Below are 16869 nucleotides of genomic sequence, written 5' to 3'. Positions count from 1 at the left end.
GGTGGTGTGCGCGCGGGCCACCACGGGTACGCGCGCCGCACACCGAGTGGTGACAGCTGTGGAATACCCGGCCCGGCGGCCGTGTTGTGCCGACGGCTTCGCTCCGAGACCAGGAAGAGGGATCACGTCATGAGCAGCACCGTGGAGCTCACCAAGGAGAACTTCGACCAGACGGTCACGGAGAACGAATTCGTCCTGATCGACTTCTGGGCGGCCTGGTGCGGGCCATGCCGCCAGTTCGCACCGGTCTACGAGAAGGCCGCCGGAGACAACCCCGACCTGGTGTTCGGCAAGGTGGACACCGAGGCGCAGCCGGAGCTGGCCGCGGCCTTCGGCATCCAGTCGATCCCGACGCTGATGATCGTCCGCGACCAGGTGGCCGTGTTCGCCCAGCCGGGCGCGCTGCCCGAGTCCGCCCTGACGGACGTCATCGGGCAGGCGCGCAAGCTGGACATGGCCGAGGTCCGCAAGTCGGTGGCCGAGCAGCAGGCCCAGGCAGAGCAGAACGGCGAGTAGCCCGCCGCACTCCGACGGGCTCGCGTACTTACTAGAAGGGGTACGTCGCCACGTCAGCGCGGACCGTCGTCCAGCGCACGTCGGTGAAGGCCTCCAGGTTGGCCTCGCCGCCGAAGCGGGCGCCGGTGCCGGAGGCGGCGATGCCGCCGAAGGGCGCTACGGCCTCGTCGTTCACCGTCTGGTCGTTGATGTGCACGATGCCGGTCGGGATGCGCTGCGCGAGGTCGAGACCGCGGGCCGCGTCGCCGGTGACGATGCCGAGCGAGAGACCGTACGGCCCGGCCGCGGCCAGGGCGACGGCCTCGTCGACCGTGCTGAAGGACCGGACCGGCGCGACGGGGCCGAAGACCTCCTCCGCGTAGGCGGGTGTGCTGTCGTCGATGCCCGCCAGGACCGTGGGGCGGTAGAAGAGCTTGTCGTGGGTGCCGCCGGCGGCCAGTTTGGCGCCTTGTGCGGTGCTGGCCTCGACCAGGCCGCGAATCTTGGCGAGCTGGTTGTCGTCGATGATCGGGCCGAGGTGGACCTGCTCCAGGTTCGGGTCGCCGACGGCGAGCGAGTCGGCCTTGGCGGCCAGCCGCTCGACGTACTCCTCGTACAGCGAGGCGTGGACGAGGTGGCGGCCCGTGGTCATGCAGATCTGGCCCTGGTGGAAGAACGACCCCCAGGCGGCCGTGGAGATCACGGCTTCGAGGTCGGCGTCCTCCAGGACGATCAGGGCGGAGTTGCCGCCGAGTTCCAGGTGGGCGCGCTTGAGATGGCGGCCGGCGGCCTCTCCCACCGCGCGGCCCGCGGCGGTCGATCCCGTGAAGGAGATGACCGGCACGCGCGGGTCGGCGACCAGGGCCTGGCCGACGTCCGGGCCGCCGGGCAGGACGTGCAGCAGGCCCTCGGGCAGCCCGGCCTCGGCGAAGACCGCGGCGAGCGCGAGGCCGCCGCAGACCGCGGTGCGCGGGTCCGGCTTCAGGATCACCGCGTTGCCCAGCGCGAGGGCCGGGGCGACGGAACGGATCGAGAGGATCAGCGGGGCGTTGAAGGGCGCGATGACGCCCACGACGCCGACCGGGACGCGGCGGGTGTAGGACAGCCTGGGCGCCTCGCTGGGCAGGACCTGGCCCGCGGGGCGGGAGGCGAGGGCGGCGGCCTCGTAGCACTCCTGGGCGGCCACGTGCAGTTCGAAGTCGGCCTTGCCGGGGATGGACCCGGACTCGCGGACGATCCAGCCGCGCAGTTCCTCGGCATGCGCGGAGAACAGGTCTCCGGCCTTGCGCAGCACCCCGGCCCGGACGAAGTGCGGGAGCCGGGCCCACTCGCTCTGGGCCGCGCGGGCGGCCTCGGCGGAGCGTTCCACGTCCTCGGCGGTGGCGAGGTCGACGGTGGCGAGGGTGTCGCCGGTGGCGGGCTCGGTGACTGCGTACCCGGGTCCCGAAAGGGGGTGGGGCTGCCAGCTCTTGGGGTCGAGCAACGACATGACGGCTCTCCGTTCGATCACCGGTGGGACTCACACGGGGAGCGGTAGTCCCGTGTAGTTCGCGGCCAGTTCTGCGGCTGCATGGCGGGATGCGGTGATGCGGCGCAGCCGCGCGAGCTGCAGCCTGTTCTCGAACGCATCCCCATTTTGTTGAGTGTGCAACATCCTAGTCATGTCATACGAGAACCGTGTGGCCTGCCACACCCGAGAAAGACACAACTCCGAATATCTGTCGAGTGATTGTGTCGATCCCGTGCGGTGCAGATCCGTCAGGGCCCGGGCGAGGACGGATACGTCCGACACGGCGAGGTTGAGCCCTTTGGCCCCGGTCGGCGGCACAATGTGCGCCGCGTCGCCCGCGAGCAGGAGGCGGCCGTGGCGCATCGGTTCGTGAACGTAACTGCGCATGGGGGTAACGGACTTGGCGGTGATCGGGCCGCGCTCCAGCGTCCAGTCGGCGTCGACGGCGAAGCGGTCGGCGAGCTCGTCCCAGATCCGGTCGTCGGACCAGTCGTCCGGGTCGGTGTCGCCCGGGACCTGGAGATAGAGCCGGGAGACGGCGGGCGAGCGCATGCTGTGCAGGGCGAAGCCGCGCTCCCCGCGCGCGTAGATCAACTCCTCGCAGGACGGCGGGACATCGGCCAGGATCCCGAGCCAGGCGTACGGGTAGCCGTGCTCGTACGTCCGGCTCGTCGCCGCCGGGAAGGCCGCGCGGGCGATGCCGTGGAAGCCGTCGCAGCCGGCCACCCAGTCGCAGGTCAGCGACTGCTCTCGGCCCTCGTGCAGGAACCGCACGACGGGTGCGTCGCTCTCCGGCTTCTCGACCGCCAGAGCCTGCGCCTCGAACAACAGAGGTGGCCCGTCGGCGAGTTGGAGCGCGACGAGGTCCTTCACGATCTCGGTCTGGGCGTAGATCGTGACCGTGCGCCCGCCGGCGAGGGCGGGGAAGTCGATGTGGTGCCGCTCCCCCGCGAACCGCAGCTCGATGCCCTGGTGGACCAGGCCCTCGCTCTCCAGGCGCCCGGCGGCACCGCACGCGCGCAGGGCGTCGACCGTGCCCTGCTCCAGCATGCCCGCGCGCTGTCGCTGTTCGACGTGGTCCCGCGTCCTGCTCTCCAGGACCACGCAGTCGATGCCCGCGCGGTGCAGCAGACGGGCGAGGAGCAGTCCGGCGGGGCCGCCGCCGATGATCCCGACCGTGGTGCGCATGGCAGGCCTCCCTGCGTCAGCTGGAGTCGCGGTGCACCACCGTGGCGCCCAGCACCGTGTGCGTCTCGGGCGCGGTACCCGGCTCGCGCACCGCGCGGTCGACCAGTTCGGCGAGGTCGCGGCCGGACGGCAGCTCGATGTGGACCGTGCTCAGCCGGGGCCTCAGCAACCGGCCCAGCAGCAGGTCGTCGGCGCCGATCACCGCGGTGTCCGCCGGGATGCGCACGCCCTCGTCCTGAAGTGCGCGCATTAACAGCATGGCGTACTCGTCGTTGTACGCGAACACGGCGTCGAGCCCGAGTTCCCGCCAGCGCACGGCGAGCTTGGCCGCGGCCTGCTCCTCGTAGGCGAGCGGCAGTTCGACGAGGGTGGCGTCCTCCTTGTCGTGCAGAGCCCGGCGCACGCCTGCCAGGCGGGGCAGCGAGAAGGCCCGCAGGCCCGGCTCCTCGGGGACCACGACACCGACGCGGCGACGGCCGCGTGCGTAGAGGTGGGCGCCCGCGCAGTGGCCGACGTTCTCGTGGTCCATGAGCAGGGTGTGGGCGCCCTCGACCTGCTCGGGGCCCATGGTGACCACGGCCCGTGCGCCGGAGCGCCGGAGCAGGGACACACCCTGCGGGCCGAGCCCCGCGCCGGGCACCAGGACGGCGACCGGGCGCAGCTCGGCCCAGGCCCGGGCGGCCTCCTCGCCCCGGAGGCCGACGCTGCCGTACTGCACGACGGTGTAGTCCAACCGGCCGAGGGCCCACTGGAGTTCACTGATGAACTGGCTGTAGAGCGGGCCGACCGGGATGGACGGGGCGGGCATCAGGACCATGCGGCTGTGGCCGGCCCGCAGACTGCGGGCGGCCGCGTGCGGGACGTACCCGAGTTCCTTGGCGGCCTCGTGGACGCGGCGGCGTGTGGGTTCGCTGATCCGGACGGCGCTGGTGTTGTTGAGGACGTAGGAGACGGTCGCTCGCGAGACGCCGGCCAGACGGGCCACATCGGCACTCGTGGGAACCGAGCGCGTCGCCGGGGGAACGGGCGCGGGCGTTTTCGGTATCTGCACCATGACGGTCGTCATCTTTGCAGAAGCTGTGACCGTGTATCGGACCGGGGCGCGGCCCGGACTCACTGTGATGAATCTGTGCAGGTGAGCCGCGCGACCAGGTGGTCCCAGCCCTTCTCCAGGCGTTCGAGCGGCATTCCGCGCCGCCGGGTGAGGTGATGGACGGTGGCGGGATCGAGGTAGCCCATCAGGGTCTGGGCGAGCAGTTCGCAGTCCTCCCCGGGGACGGCCTGGCGCAGCAGCAGGGTCACGTGGCCGTGGTGCACCTGGCGGGGTGCCGCGGTGTGACGGCGGTCCGGGCCGGGCTCGGCCGCCAGCATCAGGTCCATCTCGTCGGCGGTCCGACGCAGGAAGGCGCGGCCGAACGCGCGCAGCCGCTCGACGGGCGGCGCGCCGGGGCCGAGCGGGGCGGGGCCGCTGAGGAACGCGGCCTGGAACTTCCGCTCGGAGTGGTCCAGCAGCGCCGTCAGCAGACCCGTCCGGTCGCCGAAGCGCCGGAAGACGGTGCCCTTGCCCACCGAGGCCGCCGCGGCCACCGCCTCCATCGTCACTCCGGTCGCGCCGTGTTCCGCGACCAGGCGGGAGGCCGCCTCCAGGAGCCGGGCCCGGTTGCGCGCGGCGTCGGCCCGCAGGCAGGGCTCGTCCTCGGGGAGGCCGAGCTGGAGCAGCTCGGGCTGCCCGTCGGAGTCGGCGGAGGTCGGCAGCGGCGGCAGGGACGGCAGGGCGGCGGACATGAAATCAGCGTAAAGCAGTGGGAAGAAAACTGGACCGGGGTCCGGTTATCGATGTAGAACAATAAACGGACCCCGGTCCGCATCGTTACGGCAGTGTTTCATCCCCCTTGGAGTTCGCATGTCTGTTCGCATTCTCGCCCTTGTCGGAAGCCTCCGCGCCGGCTCGCACAACCGCCAGCTCGCCGAGGCGGCCGTCAAGCACGCTCCCGAGGGCGCGGACGTCGTGCTCTACGAGGGTCTCGCCGACATCCCGTTCTACAACGAGGACATCGACGTCGAGGGCGCCGTCCCGGCCGCCGCGGCCAAGCTCCGTGAGGCCGCCCAGGCCTCCGACGCGTTCCTGTTCTTCTCCCCCGAGTACAACGGGACCATCCCCGCCGTGCTGAAGAACGCCATCGACTGGCTGTCGCGCCCGTACGGCGCCAGCACCTTCGGCGGCAAGCCGGTCGCCGTGGTCGGCACCGCGTACGGCCAGTTCGGCGGCGTATGGGCCCAGGACGAGACCCGCAAGTCCGTGGGCATCGCCGGCGGCAAGGTGCTCGAGGACGTCAAGCTGTCCATCCCGGGCTCCGTGGTCCGCTTCGCCGAGACCCACCCCGCGGACGACGCGGAGGTCGCCGCCCAGCTCGCCGAGGTCGTCGCGCAGCTGCACGGCAGCACGGGTGAGGTCGTCGCGGCCTGAACCGCGACGCGGAACAAGGTTCTTCGTACGTCCAGGGGCGGAGTCTCTTCGAGGCCCGCCCCCGCGCCACGCGGCGACAGGCGCGTATGCAGGTGCGGAGTCCGCTCGCCCTGCGACCGGCCCGACGCCGCCGAGCCCTTCCAACGGTCTCCCGGCAGGGCAGGGCACAAGTCCGCCGTCGCTCCGGCCGGACAGACCGATTCCGCTCAGTCCAGGTCTCCCAGCCGCTGTACGGCGGGGGCGGCGAAGCCTTCGATCCACTCGGCGGGGGCTCCGGTGCGCGGGGCGAGGATGACCGTGTCGATGCCGAGCTTGCCGTACCCGGTGACGTCCCGGGTGAAAGCGTCCAGGTCGCCGTGGGTGCCCTCGTCGCCCGGGTCGACCGAGTAGGTCATGGTCTTGCGGATCTCGTCGTAGTCGCGGCCCTCGGTGTCGCAGTGGCCGCGCAGCACGTCGAGCTTGTGCGCGACCTCCTCGGGCGAGGTGGCGAAGAGGTTGCAGGCGTCGGCGTGCCGGGCGACCAGGCGCAGGGTCTTCTTCTCGCCGCTGCCGCCGATCATGATCTCGGGGTGCGGGCTGCTGACCGGCGCCGGTACGCACAGGGTCTCGGCGAGCCGGTAGTGGGCGCCCTCGAAGGGGCCGTTCGCCGCCGGGTCCCACATCTGGAGACAGATCCGCAGAACCTCCTCCAGCCGCTCGAAACGCTCCGCGAGCGGTGGGAAGGGCACGCCGAGCCCTTCGTGTTCCCGGTCGTACCAGGCGGCGCCGATGCCGAGCGTGGCCCGGCCGCCGGAGAGCACGTCGAGAGTGGTCGCGATCTTGGCGAGCAGCCCGGGGTGGCGGTACGTCACTCCGGTCACCAGCGCGCCGAGCCGGACCGTCTCGGTGTGGGCCGCGAGGAAGCCCAGCGTCGTGTAGGCCTCCAGCATGGGATCCTCGGCGCCGCCGTTGAACTCCATCTGGAAGTAGTGGTCCATCACCGAGAGCCAGCTCACTCCGCCCGCCTGCGCCGCGGCACCCGCGGCGGCGAGCTCGGAACCGAGCGCGGGACCGCCCGCCGGATGGTTGAAGCGGTTGATGTGCACGCCCACACGCATGTCCGTCTCCGTTCACAGGACCTTGGCCGACGACGGTAGGACCTGGAGTGCTCTCGAAGTCAAGTGCCGCCGCGTCGGCCGCCGGTGCCCGCCACGTCACGTCAACGGACTCGCCCCCGACTCCTCCTCTTCCTCCCGCTCTTCCTGCCTCCCCAGCGCCTCCTGCTCCTCCTGCTCCTCCTGCTTCTTCGCGGCCCGCAGGCTCGTCAGCGTGGTCACCGTCAGGACGAGGACGATGAAGCCGAGGGAGAAGGGGATGCCGATCTCGGGGACGTGGACGCCGGACTCGTGGAGCGCGTGCAGCACCAGCTTGACGCCGATGAAACCGAGGATGATCGAGAGGCCGTAGCTGAGGTGGACCAGCTTCCTCAGCAGACCGCCGATGAGGAAGTACAGCTGACGCAGGCCCATCAGAGCGAACGCGTTGGCCGTGAAGACGATGTACGGGTCCTGGGTGAGGCCGTAGATGGCGGGGATGGAGTCCAGGGCGAAGAGCACGTCGGTGGAGCCGATGGCGAGCATCACGACCAGCATCGGGGTCATGACCCGCTTGCCGTTCTCCTCGATCCACAGCTTGGTGCCGTGGTAGCGGTCGGCCACGCCGAAACGCTTCTCCACCATCTTCAGCAGCTTGTTCTCCTCGTACTCCTCGTCGTGTCCGTCCTTGCGGGCGTCCTGGACGAGCTTCCAGGCGGTCCAGATCAGGAAGGCGCCGAAGATGTAGAACACCCAGGAGAACGCGGAGATGATCGCCGCTCCGGCCGCGATGAACCCGGCACGCAGCACCAGCGCCATGACGACGCCGACCATCAGCACCCGCTGCTGGTACTTCGAGGGCACCGCGAACTTCCCCATGATCAGGACGAACACGAAGAGGTTGTCCACGCTCAGGGACTTCTCGGTGACGTATCCGGCGAAGAACTCGCCTGTGGGTTTCGTACCGCCGAAGAGCAGCAGTCCGAGCCCGAACAGACAGGCCAGCACCACCCAGACGACGGTCCAGACACCCGCCTCCTTGACCGACACGTCATGGGGTTTGCGGCCGATGAGGAAATCGGCGCCGACCAGGACGCACAGGGCGACGATGGTCAGCAGCCAGACGGTGAGTGAGACGTTCACGGGTTCTCCTGGTACATGGGGGGTATCGACAGCGTTGTCACCACCGGGAATGCCTTCCACCAACGGAAGGTGAACAACAAGTCACGCGATGGCAAGGACCCGCTGGTCACGCCAGAATGTCGCTGATTGCCGAGGTCACCACCCGCCGTGCGGCGGGCAGGTTCCGCCGTACGGCGGCGCCCCGGACGGACGCCGGTGCCCTGATCATGACGGCATGAGCCGCCGCGCCCCGCGTGAGGAGAAGTCATGACCTACGTCCCGCCCCCGTTCGATCCCGAGCTCGCCGCCACCCTCGAACTGATCAAGGAGATGATCTCGCCCGGCATGACCCTGGACGACATCGATCTCGTCCGTCAGGGGCCCGGCATCCAGATGCTGGCCGACATGGACCTGACCATGGGCGGGTTCTTCGAGGTGGAGGACCGGTCGGTACCCGGGCCCGAGGGCACCCCGGAGATATCGCTGCTGATCTGCCGGCCCACGGCCCCGGCGCCCGCGGGGACCGGACGTCCGGTGATCTACCACGTCCACGGCGGCGGCATGGTGCTCGGGAACAACCGGGTCGGCGTGGACTCTCCCCTGGCCTGGGCGAAGGAACTGGATGCGGTCGTGGTGTCGGTGGAGTACCGGCTGGCGCCCGAACATCCGCATCCCGCGCCGGTCGAGGACGTGTACGCGGGACTCGTGTGGACCGCGGAGCACGCCGGGGAGATCGGTGGCGACCCGCAGCGGATCGTCATCGCGGGCGCGAGCGCGGGTGGCGGCCTGTCGGCGGGACTGGCGCTGCTGGCCCGGGACCGCAAGGGGCCGCGGGCCATCGGGCAGCTGCTGCTGTGCCCGATGCTGGACGACCGCAACGAGAGTCCGTCGACCTTCCAGATGGCGGGCCTGGGCGTCTGGGACCGTACGGCCAACGAGACAGGCTGGACGGCGCTGCTGGGCGAGCTGCGGGGCGGTCCGGATGTTCCGGCGTACGCGGCACCCGCCCGCGCCGAGGACCTGACGGACCTGCCGCCGGCCTTCCTGGACGTGGGGTCCGCGGAGACCTTCCGGGACGAGGTGGTGGCCTACGCGTCACGGATCTGGCAGGCCGGCGGGGTGGCCGAGCTGCATGTGTGGCCGGGTGGCTTCCACGGGTTCGACGGTTTCGCCCCGCAGGCCGCGCTGTCACAGGCGGCGCGGGCGGCGCATCTGGCGTGGCTGCGGAGGCTGTTGGAGAACTAGGCGGGGTTCGGGGAGGACCCCTCCCCGGTCACCGTCCCCGGGGTGCACGTCGGTGCCGTGTCGGGCCGGTGCCCGTCCGCTGCGCCGCCGTGGCCCGCCCGGGCCAGGGTGGCAGAGCCGCACAGGCCCCCCCGCTCGCGCACAGGGGCGCTTCTCGGCCCCCATGCCGCACCATGGGCGTATGAAAGAGCTGGCCGGGCGCCTTACCGCGCTGGATCCGGATGCCGGTGCGGCCGTCCGGGTGATCGCCTACTTCGACCGGCTGTCGGAGTCCCGCGCGGGACTGGAAGCCCTGGTGCGTGGCGCCGCCGTGCTGGCCGGCGTGCCCGCGCGGCTGGTCGACGTCGAGCGGCGGGTCGCCGTGCGGGTGGAGGCCGACGGCAGCCGCCGGGACCTGACCGCGCCCCCGGATCCCGGCTGGCCGTCCGCCGCGCTCGCACCCGGCGGGGCCGCCGCCCTGTGGCTGGAGCGGGACGAGGCGGCGCCCAGTGTGGTCGACGCGGTGATCCTGGAGCGGGCCGCGGGGGTCGTACGGCTCGTTCTGGACCGTACGCGCGGACGCGCGCCCGTCGACGATCCCGCTCTGGTGGAGACGGTGCTGGACGGTACGGCTCCGCAGGCGGCCCGGCTGCACGCGGCGCGTGGACTCGGGCTGGACCCGGCGGTGCCCGTGCGGGCACTGGCCCCGCTCGACGGACGGCCCCGCATACTGCCCGACCGGCCCGGTGCCGAACTGCCGGCCGGGCGGGTCGGCGTGGGTCCCGCCGTGCCCGTCCTCGAACTGCCGCGTTCCTGGGCGGACGCCCGCACCGCACTGCGGTTCACCGCGGAGGGCACGGCCCAGGACCCCGGGCCGAAAGCGGTGTACGCCGACGAGCTGGGCGGTGTCGCGCTGCTGGCCGCCCTCGTCGCACCGGGCGCAGAGCCGCCGCCCGACGTCCGGGCCCTGGAGGCGGCGGGGGCGGCCACGCCCTGGCTGCTCGCCACGCTGCACGCCGTGGTGTCGACGACGAGCCTGCGGGCGGCCGCCGCCGAGATCAGCGTCCACCACTCCACCCTCCAGGACCGGTTGTCCCACGCGGAGCATCTACTGGGCTGGCCGCTGCGCACCCCTCAGGGACGGCTGCGGCTGCAACTGGCCTTGGCCATGCGGAACCTGGCACGGTCGTAGCGGGAGTCCGGCGGCTCAGCGGAAGATCGGCTGGTCGGGCAGCCGTGGTGGCCAGGCGCGCCAGGCGAGCTCACGGACCAGGTCCAGCTCCCCGGGGCCATTAGTTGCGGGCGCCCTATAGAAGCAGACGCTGAAATTTTCGCCGATGCAATATCCTGGGCGTACCCGTACCGAGACGGAGGAAGCAGGCCCCATGACCGCCACAGACCCCGCACTGACCGCCCTCGCCCAGGGCTGGTGCGCGCTCTCGCTGCTGCACGGCCGGATCGAGGCGCACATCGAGAAGGCCCTCCAGTCCGGGCACGACCTCAGCGTGCGGGAGTACTCGCTGCTCGACGTCCTGGGCCGTCAGCACGACGGGGAGGGCGGGCATCTGCAGATGAAGCAGGTCGCCGACGCGGTGGTGCTCAGCCAGAGCGCCACCACCCGCCTGGTCACCCGCCTCGAGGACCGCGGCCTGCTCGCCCGCTACCTGTGCCCCACCGACCGCCGCGGCATCTACACCGATGTCACCGACGCCGGCCGCACCCTCCTCGAACAGGCCCGCCCCACCAACGAGCAGGCACTGCGCGAAGCCCTCGACCAGGCCGCCCTGAACCCCGAACTCACCCCTCTCGTGAGGGCCCTGGAAGCCCACGGCGTGGCCGTCTGAGTCAGGAGCGGCGGGACCCGGTCGCCGCGTCCATCAGCGCGAGTGCCTCCTGGGCGGCCGCCGTGACCGTGCCCGGCGACGCACCGGCCGCCGCGGCCACGTCCGTCAGCAGCCGGACGTCCTTGCGCAGCAAGGGCCCCGCGTGGGCAGCGTTGCGGTCGAGGGTCCCTCCGGCAAGGACCACCCGGTCCAGGGCGAAGCTGGTGCCGCTGCCGTGGGAGAGGACGGGCGGCCTGGCGAGGTCGCGGGCGGTGTCGACGGCGGAGACGATCACGGCGACCGCTCCGTCGCAGGGGTTCCGGGTCGGCGCGTCCCGGGTCGGGGAAGACGGACGGGTCCCGGTCGGCCATCGCCCGGCACACCCACAGACGTTCGCCCTCCTCGAACCGCCGGCCGGCGATCTCGCAGTCGGCGCAGACCGTACGGCCGTCACCCGGAGCTGATGCGAAGAAGCGCAGGAACTCCTCGGTGGCCGAGTCCAGCAGAGTGTCCCGCCCACGGTTGAACCGGTCCCGGTCACCGGGATGTACGGATGGCCGGCTGCAAGGTGCCGAGGAGTGTCGAGTGCCGGGAGGAGTTGCCGATGACCGCCACGGGCAGGGTGTTGAAGGACCAGCCGTGCAAGGCCGCGCCGCGTTTCACGCAGCGGAGAAACGGAGATCGAGCGTGCCGACGAACCAGGCCACCGCCCCGGGCGAAGACATGTCACTCACTCGGATAGAGCGTCTCGACGAGGAGATCATCGCGCTGCTCGCGCGCCGTCGCCAGATGGCCCGGGAACTCCCCGCCCCGGCCCGGGCCCGCGCCGTCGACCCCGGTTTCGTGGAGACCGTACGGGAGATCACCGACCGCTACCGCCAGGAACTGGGCGGTGCCGGGGAGCTCGTCGCCCGCGCGGTCCTGGTCCTGTGCCATCCGGGCCGCCGGAACTGAGCGGCCACCGAAGGGCCGTACAAAGCTGCCGGGCGTCCGCGGAGGTGATCTGCGCGACGCCCACGAGGTGGCGAAGAGCACAGGTCATGGGGCCGCGGCGGCCGTTGACACCCTCTTGGATTTGGCCGTACAAATGGCCGCATGAGCGTGCCGCAGCATCCCCTGGCCGGGGTCACGGTGGTCAGCCTCGAGCAGGCCGTGGCCGCGCCCTACGCCACCCGTCAGCTCGCCGACCTCGGCGCCAGGGTGATCAAGGTGGAGCGGCCGGGCGAAGGTGACTTCGCCCGCCGCTACGACACGACCGTGCACGGCCACTCCAGCTACTTCGTGTGGCTCAACCGGTCCAAGGAGTCGCTCACCCTGGATCTGAAGGACCCGCGAGGCCGACAGATCCTGGGCGAACTCCTCGACGACGCCGACGTGTTCGTACAGAACCTGGCTCCGGGTGCGGCCGGCCGGCTGGGGCTGGGCGTGGACGCGCTCACCGAGCGCCGGCCACGGCTGATCCCGTGCACGATCTCCGGGTACGGCACCGACGGGCCGTGGGCCGACCGCAAGTCGTACGACCTGCTGGTGCAGTGCCAGACGGGCCTGGTGTCACTGACCGGGACCGCCGAGGAGACCGCCCGGGTCGGGATCTCCGTCGCCGACATCGCGGCCGGGATGTACGCCTACAGCGGCATCCTGACCGCCCTGTACACGCGCGCCACCACCGGCACCGCTCACCCGGTGGAGGTGTCGCTCTTCGAAGCGCTGGCCGAGTGGATGGGCCAGCCGGCCAATTACACGCGCTACGGCGGCAGCCAGCCACCGCGCCTGGGCACCCAGCACGCGACCATCGCCCCGTACGGCGCCTTCAGCGCCGCCGACGGCAGGGATGTCCTCTTCTCCATCCAGAACGAACGCGAGTGGATGATCCTCTGCACCACTTTCCTGCGAAGGCCCGAGCTGGCCGAGGACCCGCGCTTCGCCACCGGTTCCGACCGGGTCGCCCACCGCGAGGAACTCAACGTCCTCGTCGCCGAGCGGATCGCGCGCTCCGACGCCGACGAGGTGTTGAAGGACCTGGAGGACATGGGCATCGCCTGTGCCGGGGTCAATGACGTCGCCGCGTTCCTCGACCACCCGGTCCTGGCCGCCCGCGGCCGCTGGCACGAGGTGGCGGTCCCCGGCGGGGCCACGGTGGAGGCGCTGATTCCGCCGGCCGACCTCGCGGGGCTGCCCGCGCGCATGGACCCCGTCCCTGCGGTGGGCGAGCACACGACGGCGATCCTCACGGCACTCGGCCGTACCGACGACGACATCGCGGCCCTGCGTGCCGACGCGGTCGTCTGAGCCCCGGCAGGAGGAGACACGAGCGATGAGCGTCCTGGACATCCTCTCCGCCGACGAGCGTCTCGTCGTGCGGATCCACGGCGGTTACGGCTGCTCCACCGAGTTCGACGTCGAGCGGTGCTCCCCGGACGCGCCGCTGATGATCGTCGGTGCGGGCACGAACGAGATCCGACGCAACGTGATCGCGGCGCAGTCGGTGGCTCGGGGCGGACCGGATGGCTGAGCAGGCACAGCGCGAGAGCATCTATCTGCGGCTCGCCCGGGAACTGCGGGCGGCGATCCTGCGCCAGGACTTCCCGGACGGGGTGCGGCTGCCCACCGAGGCCGAACTGGCCGACCGGTTCGGAATCAGCCGACAGACCGTGCGGCGGGCCTTCCAGGACCTCGTCGCCGAGGGACTGGTGCAGCGGGTACCGGGCCGGGGCACCTTCGCCACCCCCCGGGAGGAGCAGTACCTGCGCCAGTTCGGCTCGGTGGACGACCTGATGGGCCTGTCCATCGACACCCGTATGGACGTCGTCACCCCACTGCACCGGCGGGTCGACGTCGACGCGGCGGGCCGACTGGGCCTGCACACCGACCGGGTGCACCAAGTCGCCTTTCTCCGGCTGCACGAGGGCACCGCCTTCTGCCACACCTCCGTCTCCCTGCCGCCCGAGGTCGGCCGGCTGCTGGAGTCGGCCCCGGAACTGGCAAAGCCCGGCACCGCCGGTGCCACCACCGTCATCGGACTGCTCGACGAGCGGCTGCCCGAGCCGATCGCCGAGGCCGAACAGAGCATCACGGTCGCGGCGGCCGGCGCGGAGATCGCCGGTCACCTCGGTTGTGAACCGGGCCGGTCGCTGCTGCGCATCGACCGGGTCTACCAGTCCGCCGCCGGCCGGCTCGTCGAGCTGGCCGTCAGTCACTTCCTGCCCGAGCACTACTCGTATCGCGTGCGGCTGCGGCGCAGCGGACGCTGACGCGAGTGTTTTTCCGAACGCAAGAATCAGGAGAGAACCTTGAGCTTGAGGATCGTTGTCACTGTGAAGTACGTGCCCGACGCCACCGGCGACCGGCATTTCGCCGATGACCTGACCGTCGACCGGGACGACGTGGACGGTCTGCTCTCCGAGCTGGATGAGTACGCGGTCGAGCAGGCGCTGCAGATCTCGGAGAACTCCGATGACGATGTCGAGGTCACCGTGCTGACGGTGGGTCCCGAGGATGCGAAGGACGCGCTGCGCAAGGCGCTGTCGATGGGTGCGGACAAGGCCATCCATGTCGAGGACGATGGTCTGCACGGCACGGATGTGATCGGTACCTCGCTGGTGCTGGCCGCGGCGATCGAGAAGGCCGGCTACGACCTGGTGATCTCCGGTCTGGCCTCCACCGACGGCACCATGGGCGTGGTCCCGGCGCTGCTGGCGGAGCGCCTGGGTGTCCCGCAGGTGACCCTGCTGTCCGAGGTCTCGGTCGAGGACGGCACGGTCAAGGGCCGCCGGGACGGTGACGCGGCGTCGGAGCAGCTGGAGGCTTCGCTGCCGGCGGTGGTGTCGGTGACCGACCAGTCGGGCGAGGCGCGGTACCCCTCTTTCAAGGGCATCATGGCCGCGAAGAAGAAGCCGGTGCAGGCCTGGGACCTGTCCGACCTGGACCTGGACGCTGCACAGGTGGGCCTTGAGGGCGCGTACACCACGGTCGACTCGGCCACCCAGCGCCCGGCCCGTACCGCGGGCACGATCGTCAAGGACGAGGGCGAGGGCGGCAAGCAGCTCGCCGAGTACCTCGCGAGCCAGAAGTTCATCTAAGAGGCCGCCGGCCCGCGCAGGCTCGACCCCTCGTACCGCCCCTTAAGACTTCGCAATCCGCAGGAGAGCATTCCCATGGCTGAAGTTCTCGTCTATGTCGACCACGTGGACGGTGCCGTCCGCAAGCCCACCCTGGAGCTGCTGACCCTGGCCCGCCGGATCGGCGAGCCGGTCGCCGTCGCGCTCGGTGCCGGTGCCGCCGACACCGCCGCCACCCTCGCGGAGCACGGCGCCGTCAAGGTCCTGACCCACGACGCCTCCGAGTACGCCGACTACCTGGTCGTGCCCAAGGTCGACGCCCTGCAGGCCGCCGTCCAGGCCCTCTCCCCGGCCGCCGTGCTGGTGCCGTCCTCCGCCGAGGGCAAGGAGATCGCCGCCCGCCTCGCGCTGCGCATCGGTTCCGGCCTCATCACCGACGCCACCGACCTGGAAGCCGGCGACGACGGCCCCATCGCCACCCAGTCAGTGTTCGCCGCCTCCTTCACCACCCGCTCCCGCATCTCCAAGGGCACCCCCGTCATCACCGTCAAGCCCAACTCGGCCGCCGTGGAAGCGGCTCCGGCCGACGCCGCGGTTACGGAGCTGAGCGTGTCCTTCGGATCCCTGGCCACCGGCACCAAGGTCACCGCCCGCACCCCGCGCGAGTCGACCGGCCGTCCCGAGCTGACCGAGGCCGCGATCGTGGTCTCCGGCGGCCGCGGCGTCAACGGCTCCGAGAACTTCGCCATCATCGAGGCCCTGGCCGACTCCCTCGGCGCGGCCGTGGGCGCCTCCCGGGCCGCGGTGGACGCCGGCTGGTACCCGCACACCAACCAGGTCGGCCAGACCGGCAAGAGTGTCTCCCCGCAGCTGTACATCGCCAACGGCATCTCCGGCGCCATCCAGCACCGCGCCGGCATGCAGACCTCCAAGACCATCGTCGCGGTCAACAAGGACGCCGAAGCCCCCATCTTCGACCTCGTCGACTACGGCATCGTCGGCGACCTCTTCGACGTCGTCCCCGCCCTCACCCAGGAGATCAACACCCGCAAGGGCTGAGCGTGTTGCAGGGTGCTGCCCGGTTCGGTGGGACTGGGCAGCCCCGGCACACGCGCGGCAGACGGTCGGCGGGGTCGGGTTCACTTGTGTGTCACCAGGGCAGCGGTCCGTCGACGTCGAAGTAGCCTCCGGTGGGCCCGTCGGGGGCGATCTGTGCCATCCGGACGATGATCTCGGCGCCCTCCTCGACGGTCTGCGTGCCTGTGTTGCCGTTCAGGTCGGTCTTGGTGAAGCCGGGCTCCACGGAGTTGATCCGCAGGGCCGGGAACGCCTTCGCGTACTGGACGGTGAGCATGTTGACCGCGGTCTTGGACGTCGGGTAGGCGATCCCCGGGTAGAAATGCGCGGGGTGGTCCGGGTCGGAGAGATGGGTCAGCGAGGCAAGGCCGCTGCTGACGTTGACCACGACCGGTGCGGCCGAGCGTGCCAGCAGCGGCAGGAAGGCGCCGAGGACACGGACGACGCCGAAGACGTTCGTGTCGAACGTGATGCGCATATGGTCGGCGGTCACCGTCGCGGCGACCGGCACGCTGTTGTCCGCGGTCCTGGTCTCGATGCCGGCGTTGTTGATCAGGACGTCGAGTCCGCCGTCGGCCTCGACGGTCCTGGCGGCGGCCTCGACGGAGGCGTCGTCGGTGACGTCGAGTTGGACGAACCGGGCGCCGAGTTCGGCGGCGGCGCGTCGGCCGCGCTCGTCGTTGCGGGCGCCGACGTAGACGGTGTGGCCTGCGGCGAGGAGCCTGCGGGCGGTCTCGAAGCCGAGGCCCTTGTTCGCTCCGGTGATGAGTGTTGTCGTCATGCCGCCCAGATTCCCGCGCGGCGGCGGCGTCAGCCAGGAGACCCTCTTTCC

At 71.2% G+C, this 16869-nt stretch carries 19 protein-coding genes and 2 pseudogenes; 11 read left to right on the top strand and 10 right to left on the bottom strand.

Translation table 11 applies throughout. From position 1 onward, the window contains the following. The first annotated feature begins 129 nt into the window (after window positions 1-129). A complete protein-coding gene (gene trxA, locus OHT57_RS42615) occupies window positions 130-516 on the top strand; it encodes a thioredoxin (protein WP_328752315.1) in 387 nt (128 codons plus the stop codon). Between the two features lie 31 nt (window positions 517-547). Here trxA and OHT57_RS42610 read toward each other — a convergent pair whose 3' ends face one another. Genes OHT57_RS42610 through OHT57_RS42595 form a run of 4 tightly spaced genes read right to left on the bottom strand, consistent with a single transcriptional unit; the run spans window position 548 to window position 4978 of the window. After that, window positions 548-1984 carry a benzaldehyde dehydrogenase gene (locus OHT57_RS42610; RefSeq protein WP_328752314.1) on the bottom strand — a complete coding sequence of 479 codons (1437 nt, stop codon included), beginning with the start codon at window positions 1982-1984 and terminating at the stop codon, window positions 548-550. 30 nt (window positions 1985-2014) lie between these two features. After that, complete coding sequence (locus OHT57_RS42605; protein ID WP_328752313.1) at window positions 2015-3193, bottom strand: 4-hydroxybenzoate 3-monooxygenase; 1179 nt, start codon at window positions 3191-3193, stop codon at window positions 2015-2017. Between the two features lie 16 nt (window positions 3194-3209). Further along, window positions 3210-4259: a LacI family DNA-binding transcriptional regulator gene (locus OHT57_RS42600; RefSeq protein ID WP_328752312.1), complete on the bottom strand. Its 1050-nt coding sequence runs from the start codon at window positions 4257-4259 to the stop codon at window positions 3210-3212. Between the two features lie 47 nt (window positions 4260-4306). Further along, entirely contained in the window at window positions 4307-4978 is a 672-nt protein-coding gene (locus OHT57_RS42595) for a TetR/AcrR family transcriptional regulator (RefSeq protein WP_328752311.1), read from the bottom strand. A gap of 118 nt (window positions 4979-5096) precedes the next feature. Between OHT57_RS42595 and OHT57_RS42590 the strand changes: the two genes are divergently transcribed. Continuing rightward, a complete protein-coding gene (locus tag OHT57_RS42590; protein ID WP_328752310.1) occupies window positions 5097-5660 on the top strand; it encodes an NADPH-dependent FMN reductase in 564 nt (187 codons plus the stop codon). A gap of 206 nt (window positions 5661-5866) precedes the next feature. Here OHT57_RS42590 and OHT57_RS42585 read toward each other — a convergent pair whose 3' ends face one another. Next, on the bottom strand, window positions 5867-6757 hold the full coding sequence (locus OHT57_RS42585) for an LLM class F420-dependent oxidoreductase (RefSeq protein WP_328752309.1): 891 nt from the start codon (window positions 6755-6757) through the stop codon (window positions 5867-5869). Window positions 6758-6853: 96 nt separating this feature from the next. Continuing rightward, the gene (locus OHT57_RS42580; RefSeq protein ID WP_328752308.1) at window positions 6854-7876 is read right to left on the bottom strand and encodes a TerC/Alx family metal homeostasis membrane protein; all 1023 of its coding nucleotides are present in this window, start codon (window positions 7874-7876) and stop codon (window positions 6854-6856) included. Between the two features lie 246 nt (window positions 7877-8122). On the opposite strand from OHT57_RS42580, the gene OHT57_RS42575 reads away from it, so the two are divergent. From OHT57_RS42575 to OHT57_RS42565, 3 genes are all read left to right on the top strand, one after another. Further along, entirely contained in the window at window positions 8123-9100 is a 978-nt protein-coding gene (locus tag OHT57_RS42575) for an alpha/beta hydrolase (protein WP_328752307.1), read from the top strand. Window positions 9101-9281: 181 nt separating this feature from the next. Beyond that, on the top strand, window positions 9282-10271 hold the full coding sequence (locus OHT57_RS42570) for a helix-turn-helix domain-containing protein (protein WP_328752306.1): 990 nt from the start codon (window positions 9282-9284) through the stop codon (window positions 10269-10271). A gap of 193 nt (window positions 10272-10464) precedes the next feature. Next, window positions 10465-10923, top strand: coding sequence for a MarR family winged helix-turn-helix transcriptional regulator (locus OHT57_RS42565; RefSeq protein WP_328752305.1), 459 nt, complete (start codon window positions 10465-10467; stop codon window positions 10921-10923). Window position 10924: 1 nt separating this feature from the next. Here OHT57_RS42565 and OHT57_RS42560 read toward each other — a convergent pair whose 3' ends face one another. From OHT57_RS42560 to OHT57_RS42550, 3 genes and pseudogenes are all read right to left on the bottom strand, one after another. Further along, on the bottom strand, window positions 10925-11197 hold the full coding sequence (locus tag OHT57_RS42560; protein WP_328752304.1) for a hypothetical protein: 273 nt from the start codon (window positions 11195-11197) through the stop codon (window positions 10925-10927). Between the two features lie 34 nt (window positions 11198-11231). After that, window positions 11232-11405 (bottom strand): annotated as a pseudogene (locus OHT57_RS42555) (cytochrome P450); the annotation flags it as partial. 34 nt (window positions 11406-11439) lie between these two features. Beyond that, the gene (locus tag OHT57_RS42550; protein ID WP_328752303.1) at window positions 11440-11565 is read right to left on the bottom strand and encodes a hypothetical protein; all 126 of its coding nucleotides are present in this window, start codon (window positions 11563-11565) and stop codon (window positions 11440-11442) included. Window positions 11566-11589: 24 nt separating this feature from the next. Here OHT57_RS42550 and OHT57_RS42545 point away from each other — a divergent pair, with 24 nt between their 5' ends. The 6 genes and pseudogenes from OHT57_RS42545 to OHT57_RS42520 all read left to right on the top strand — a co-directional run bounded on the left by OHT57_RS42545 (window position 11590) and on the right by OHT57_RS42520 (window position 16019). Further along, entirely contained in the window at window positions 11590-11856 is a 267-nt protein-coding gene (locus tag OHT57_RS42545) for a hypothetical protein (RefSeq protein ID WP_328752302.1), read from the top strand. Window positions 11857-11997: 141 nt separating this feature from the next. Next, the gene (locus OHT57_RS42540) at window positions 11998-13191 is read left to right on the top strand and encodes a CaiB/BaiF CoA transferase family protein (protein ID WP_328752301.1); all 1194 of its coding nucleotides are present in this window, start codon (window positions 11998-12000) and stop codon (window positions 13189-13191) included. A gap of 67 nt (window positions 13192-13258) precedes the next feature. Continuing rightward, window positions 13259-13414, top strand: a pseudogene (locus tag OHT57_RS42535) (acyl-CoA dehydrogenase family protein); the annotation flags it as partial. Next, the gene (locus OHT57_RS42530; RefSeq protein WP_328752299.1) at window positions 13407-14153 is read left to right on the top strand and encodes a GntR family transcriptional regulator; all 747 of its coding nucleotides are present in this window, start codon (window positions 13407-13409) and stop codon (window positions 14151-14153) included. The pseudogene OHT57_RS42535 and the gene OHT57_RS42530, both read left to right, overlap by 8 nt. Before the next feature lie 39 nt (window positions 14154-14192). Beyond that, entirely contained in the window at window positions 14193-14981 is a 789-nt protein-coding gene (locus OHT57_RS42525) for an electron transfer flavoprotein subunit beta/FixA family protein (RefSeq protein WP_328752298.1), read from the top strand. A 75-nt stretch (window positions 14982-15056) separates the two neighbouring features. Then, window positions 15057-16019: an electron transfer flavoprotein subunit alpha/FixB family protein gene (locus OHT57_RS42520; RefSeq protein WP_328752297.1), complete on the top strand. Its 963-nt coding sequence runs from the start codon at window positions 15057-15059 to the stop codon at window positions 16017-16019. Between the two features lie 91 nt (window positions 16020-16110). Here the strand turns inward: OHT57_RS42520 and OHT57_RS42515 are convergent, their stop codons facing one another. Beyond that, entirely contained in the window at window positions 16111-16818 is a 708-nt protein-coding gene (locus OHT57_RS42515; RefSeq protein ID WP_328752296.1) for an SDR family oxidoreductase, read from the bottom strand. Between the last annotated feature and the right edge of the window lie 51 nt (window positions 16819-16869).

This window comes from Streptomyces sp. NBC_00285 (assembly GCF_036174265.1).
Lineage (GTDB): Bacteria > Actinomycetota > Actinomycetes > Streptomycetales > Streptomycetaceae > Streptomyces.
The sequence above is the reverse complement of the archived record's forward strand: the minus strand, read 5'-3'. Positions and strand labels throughout refer to the sequence as shown.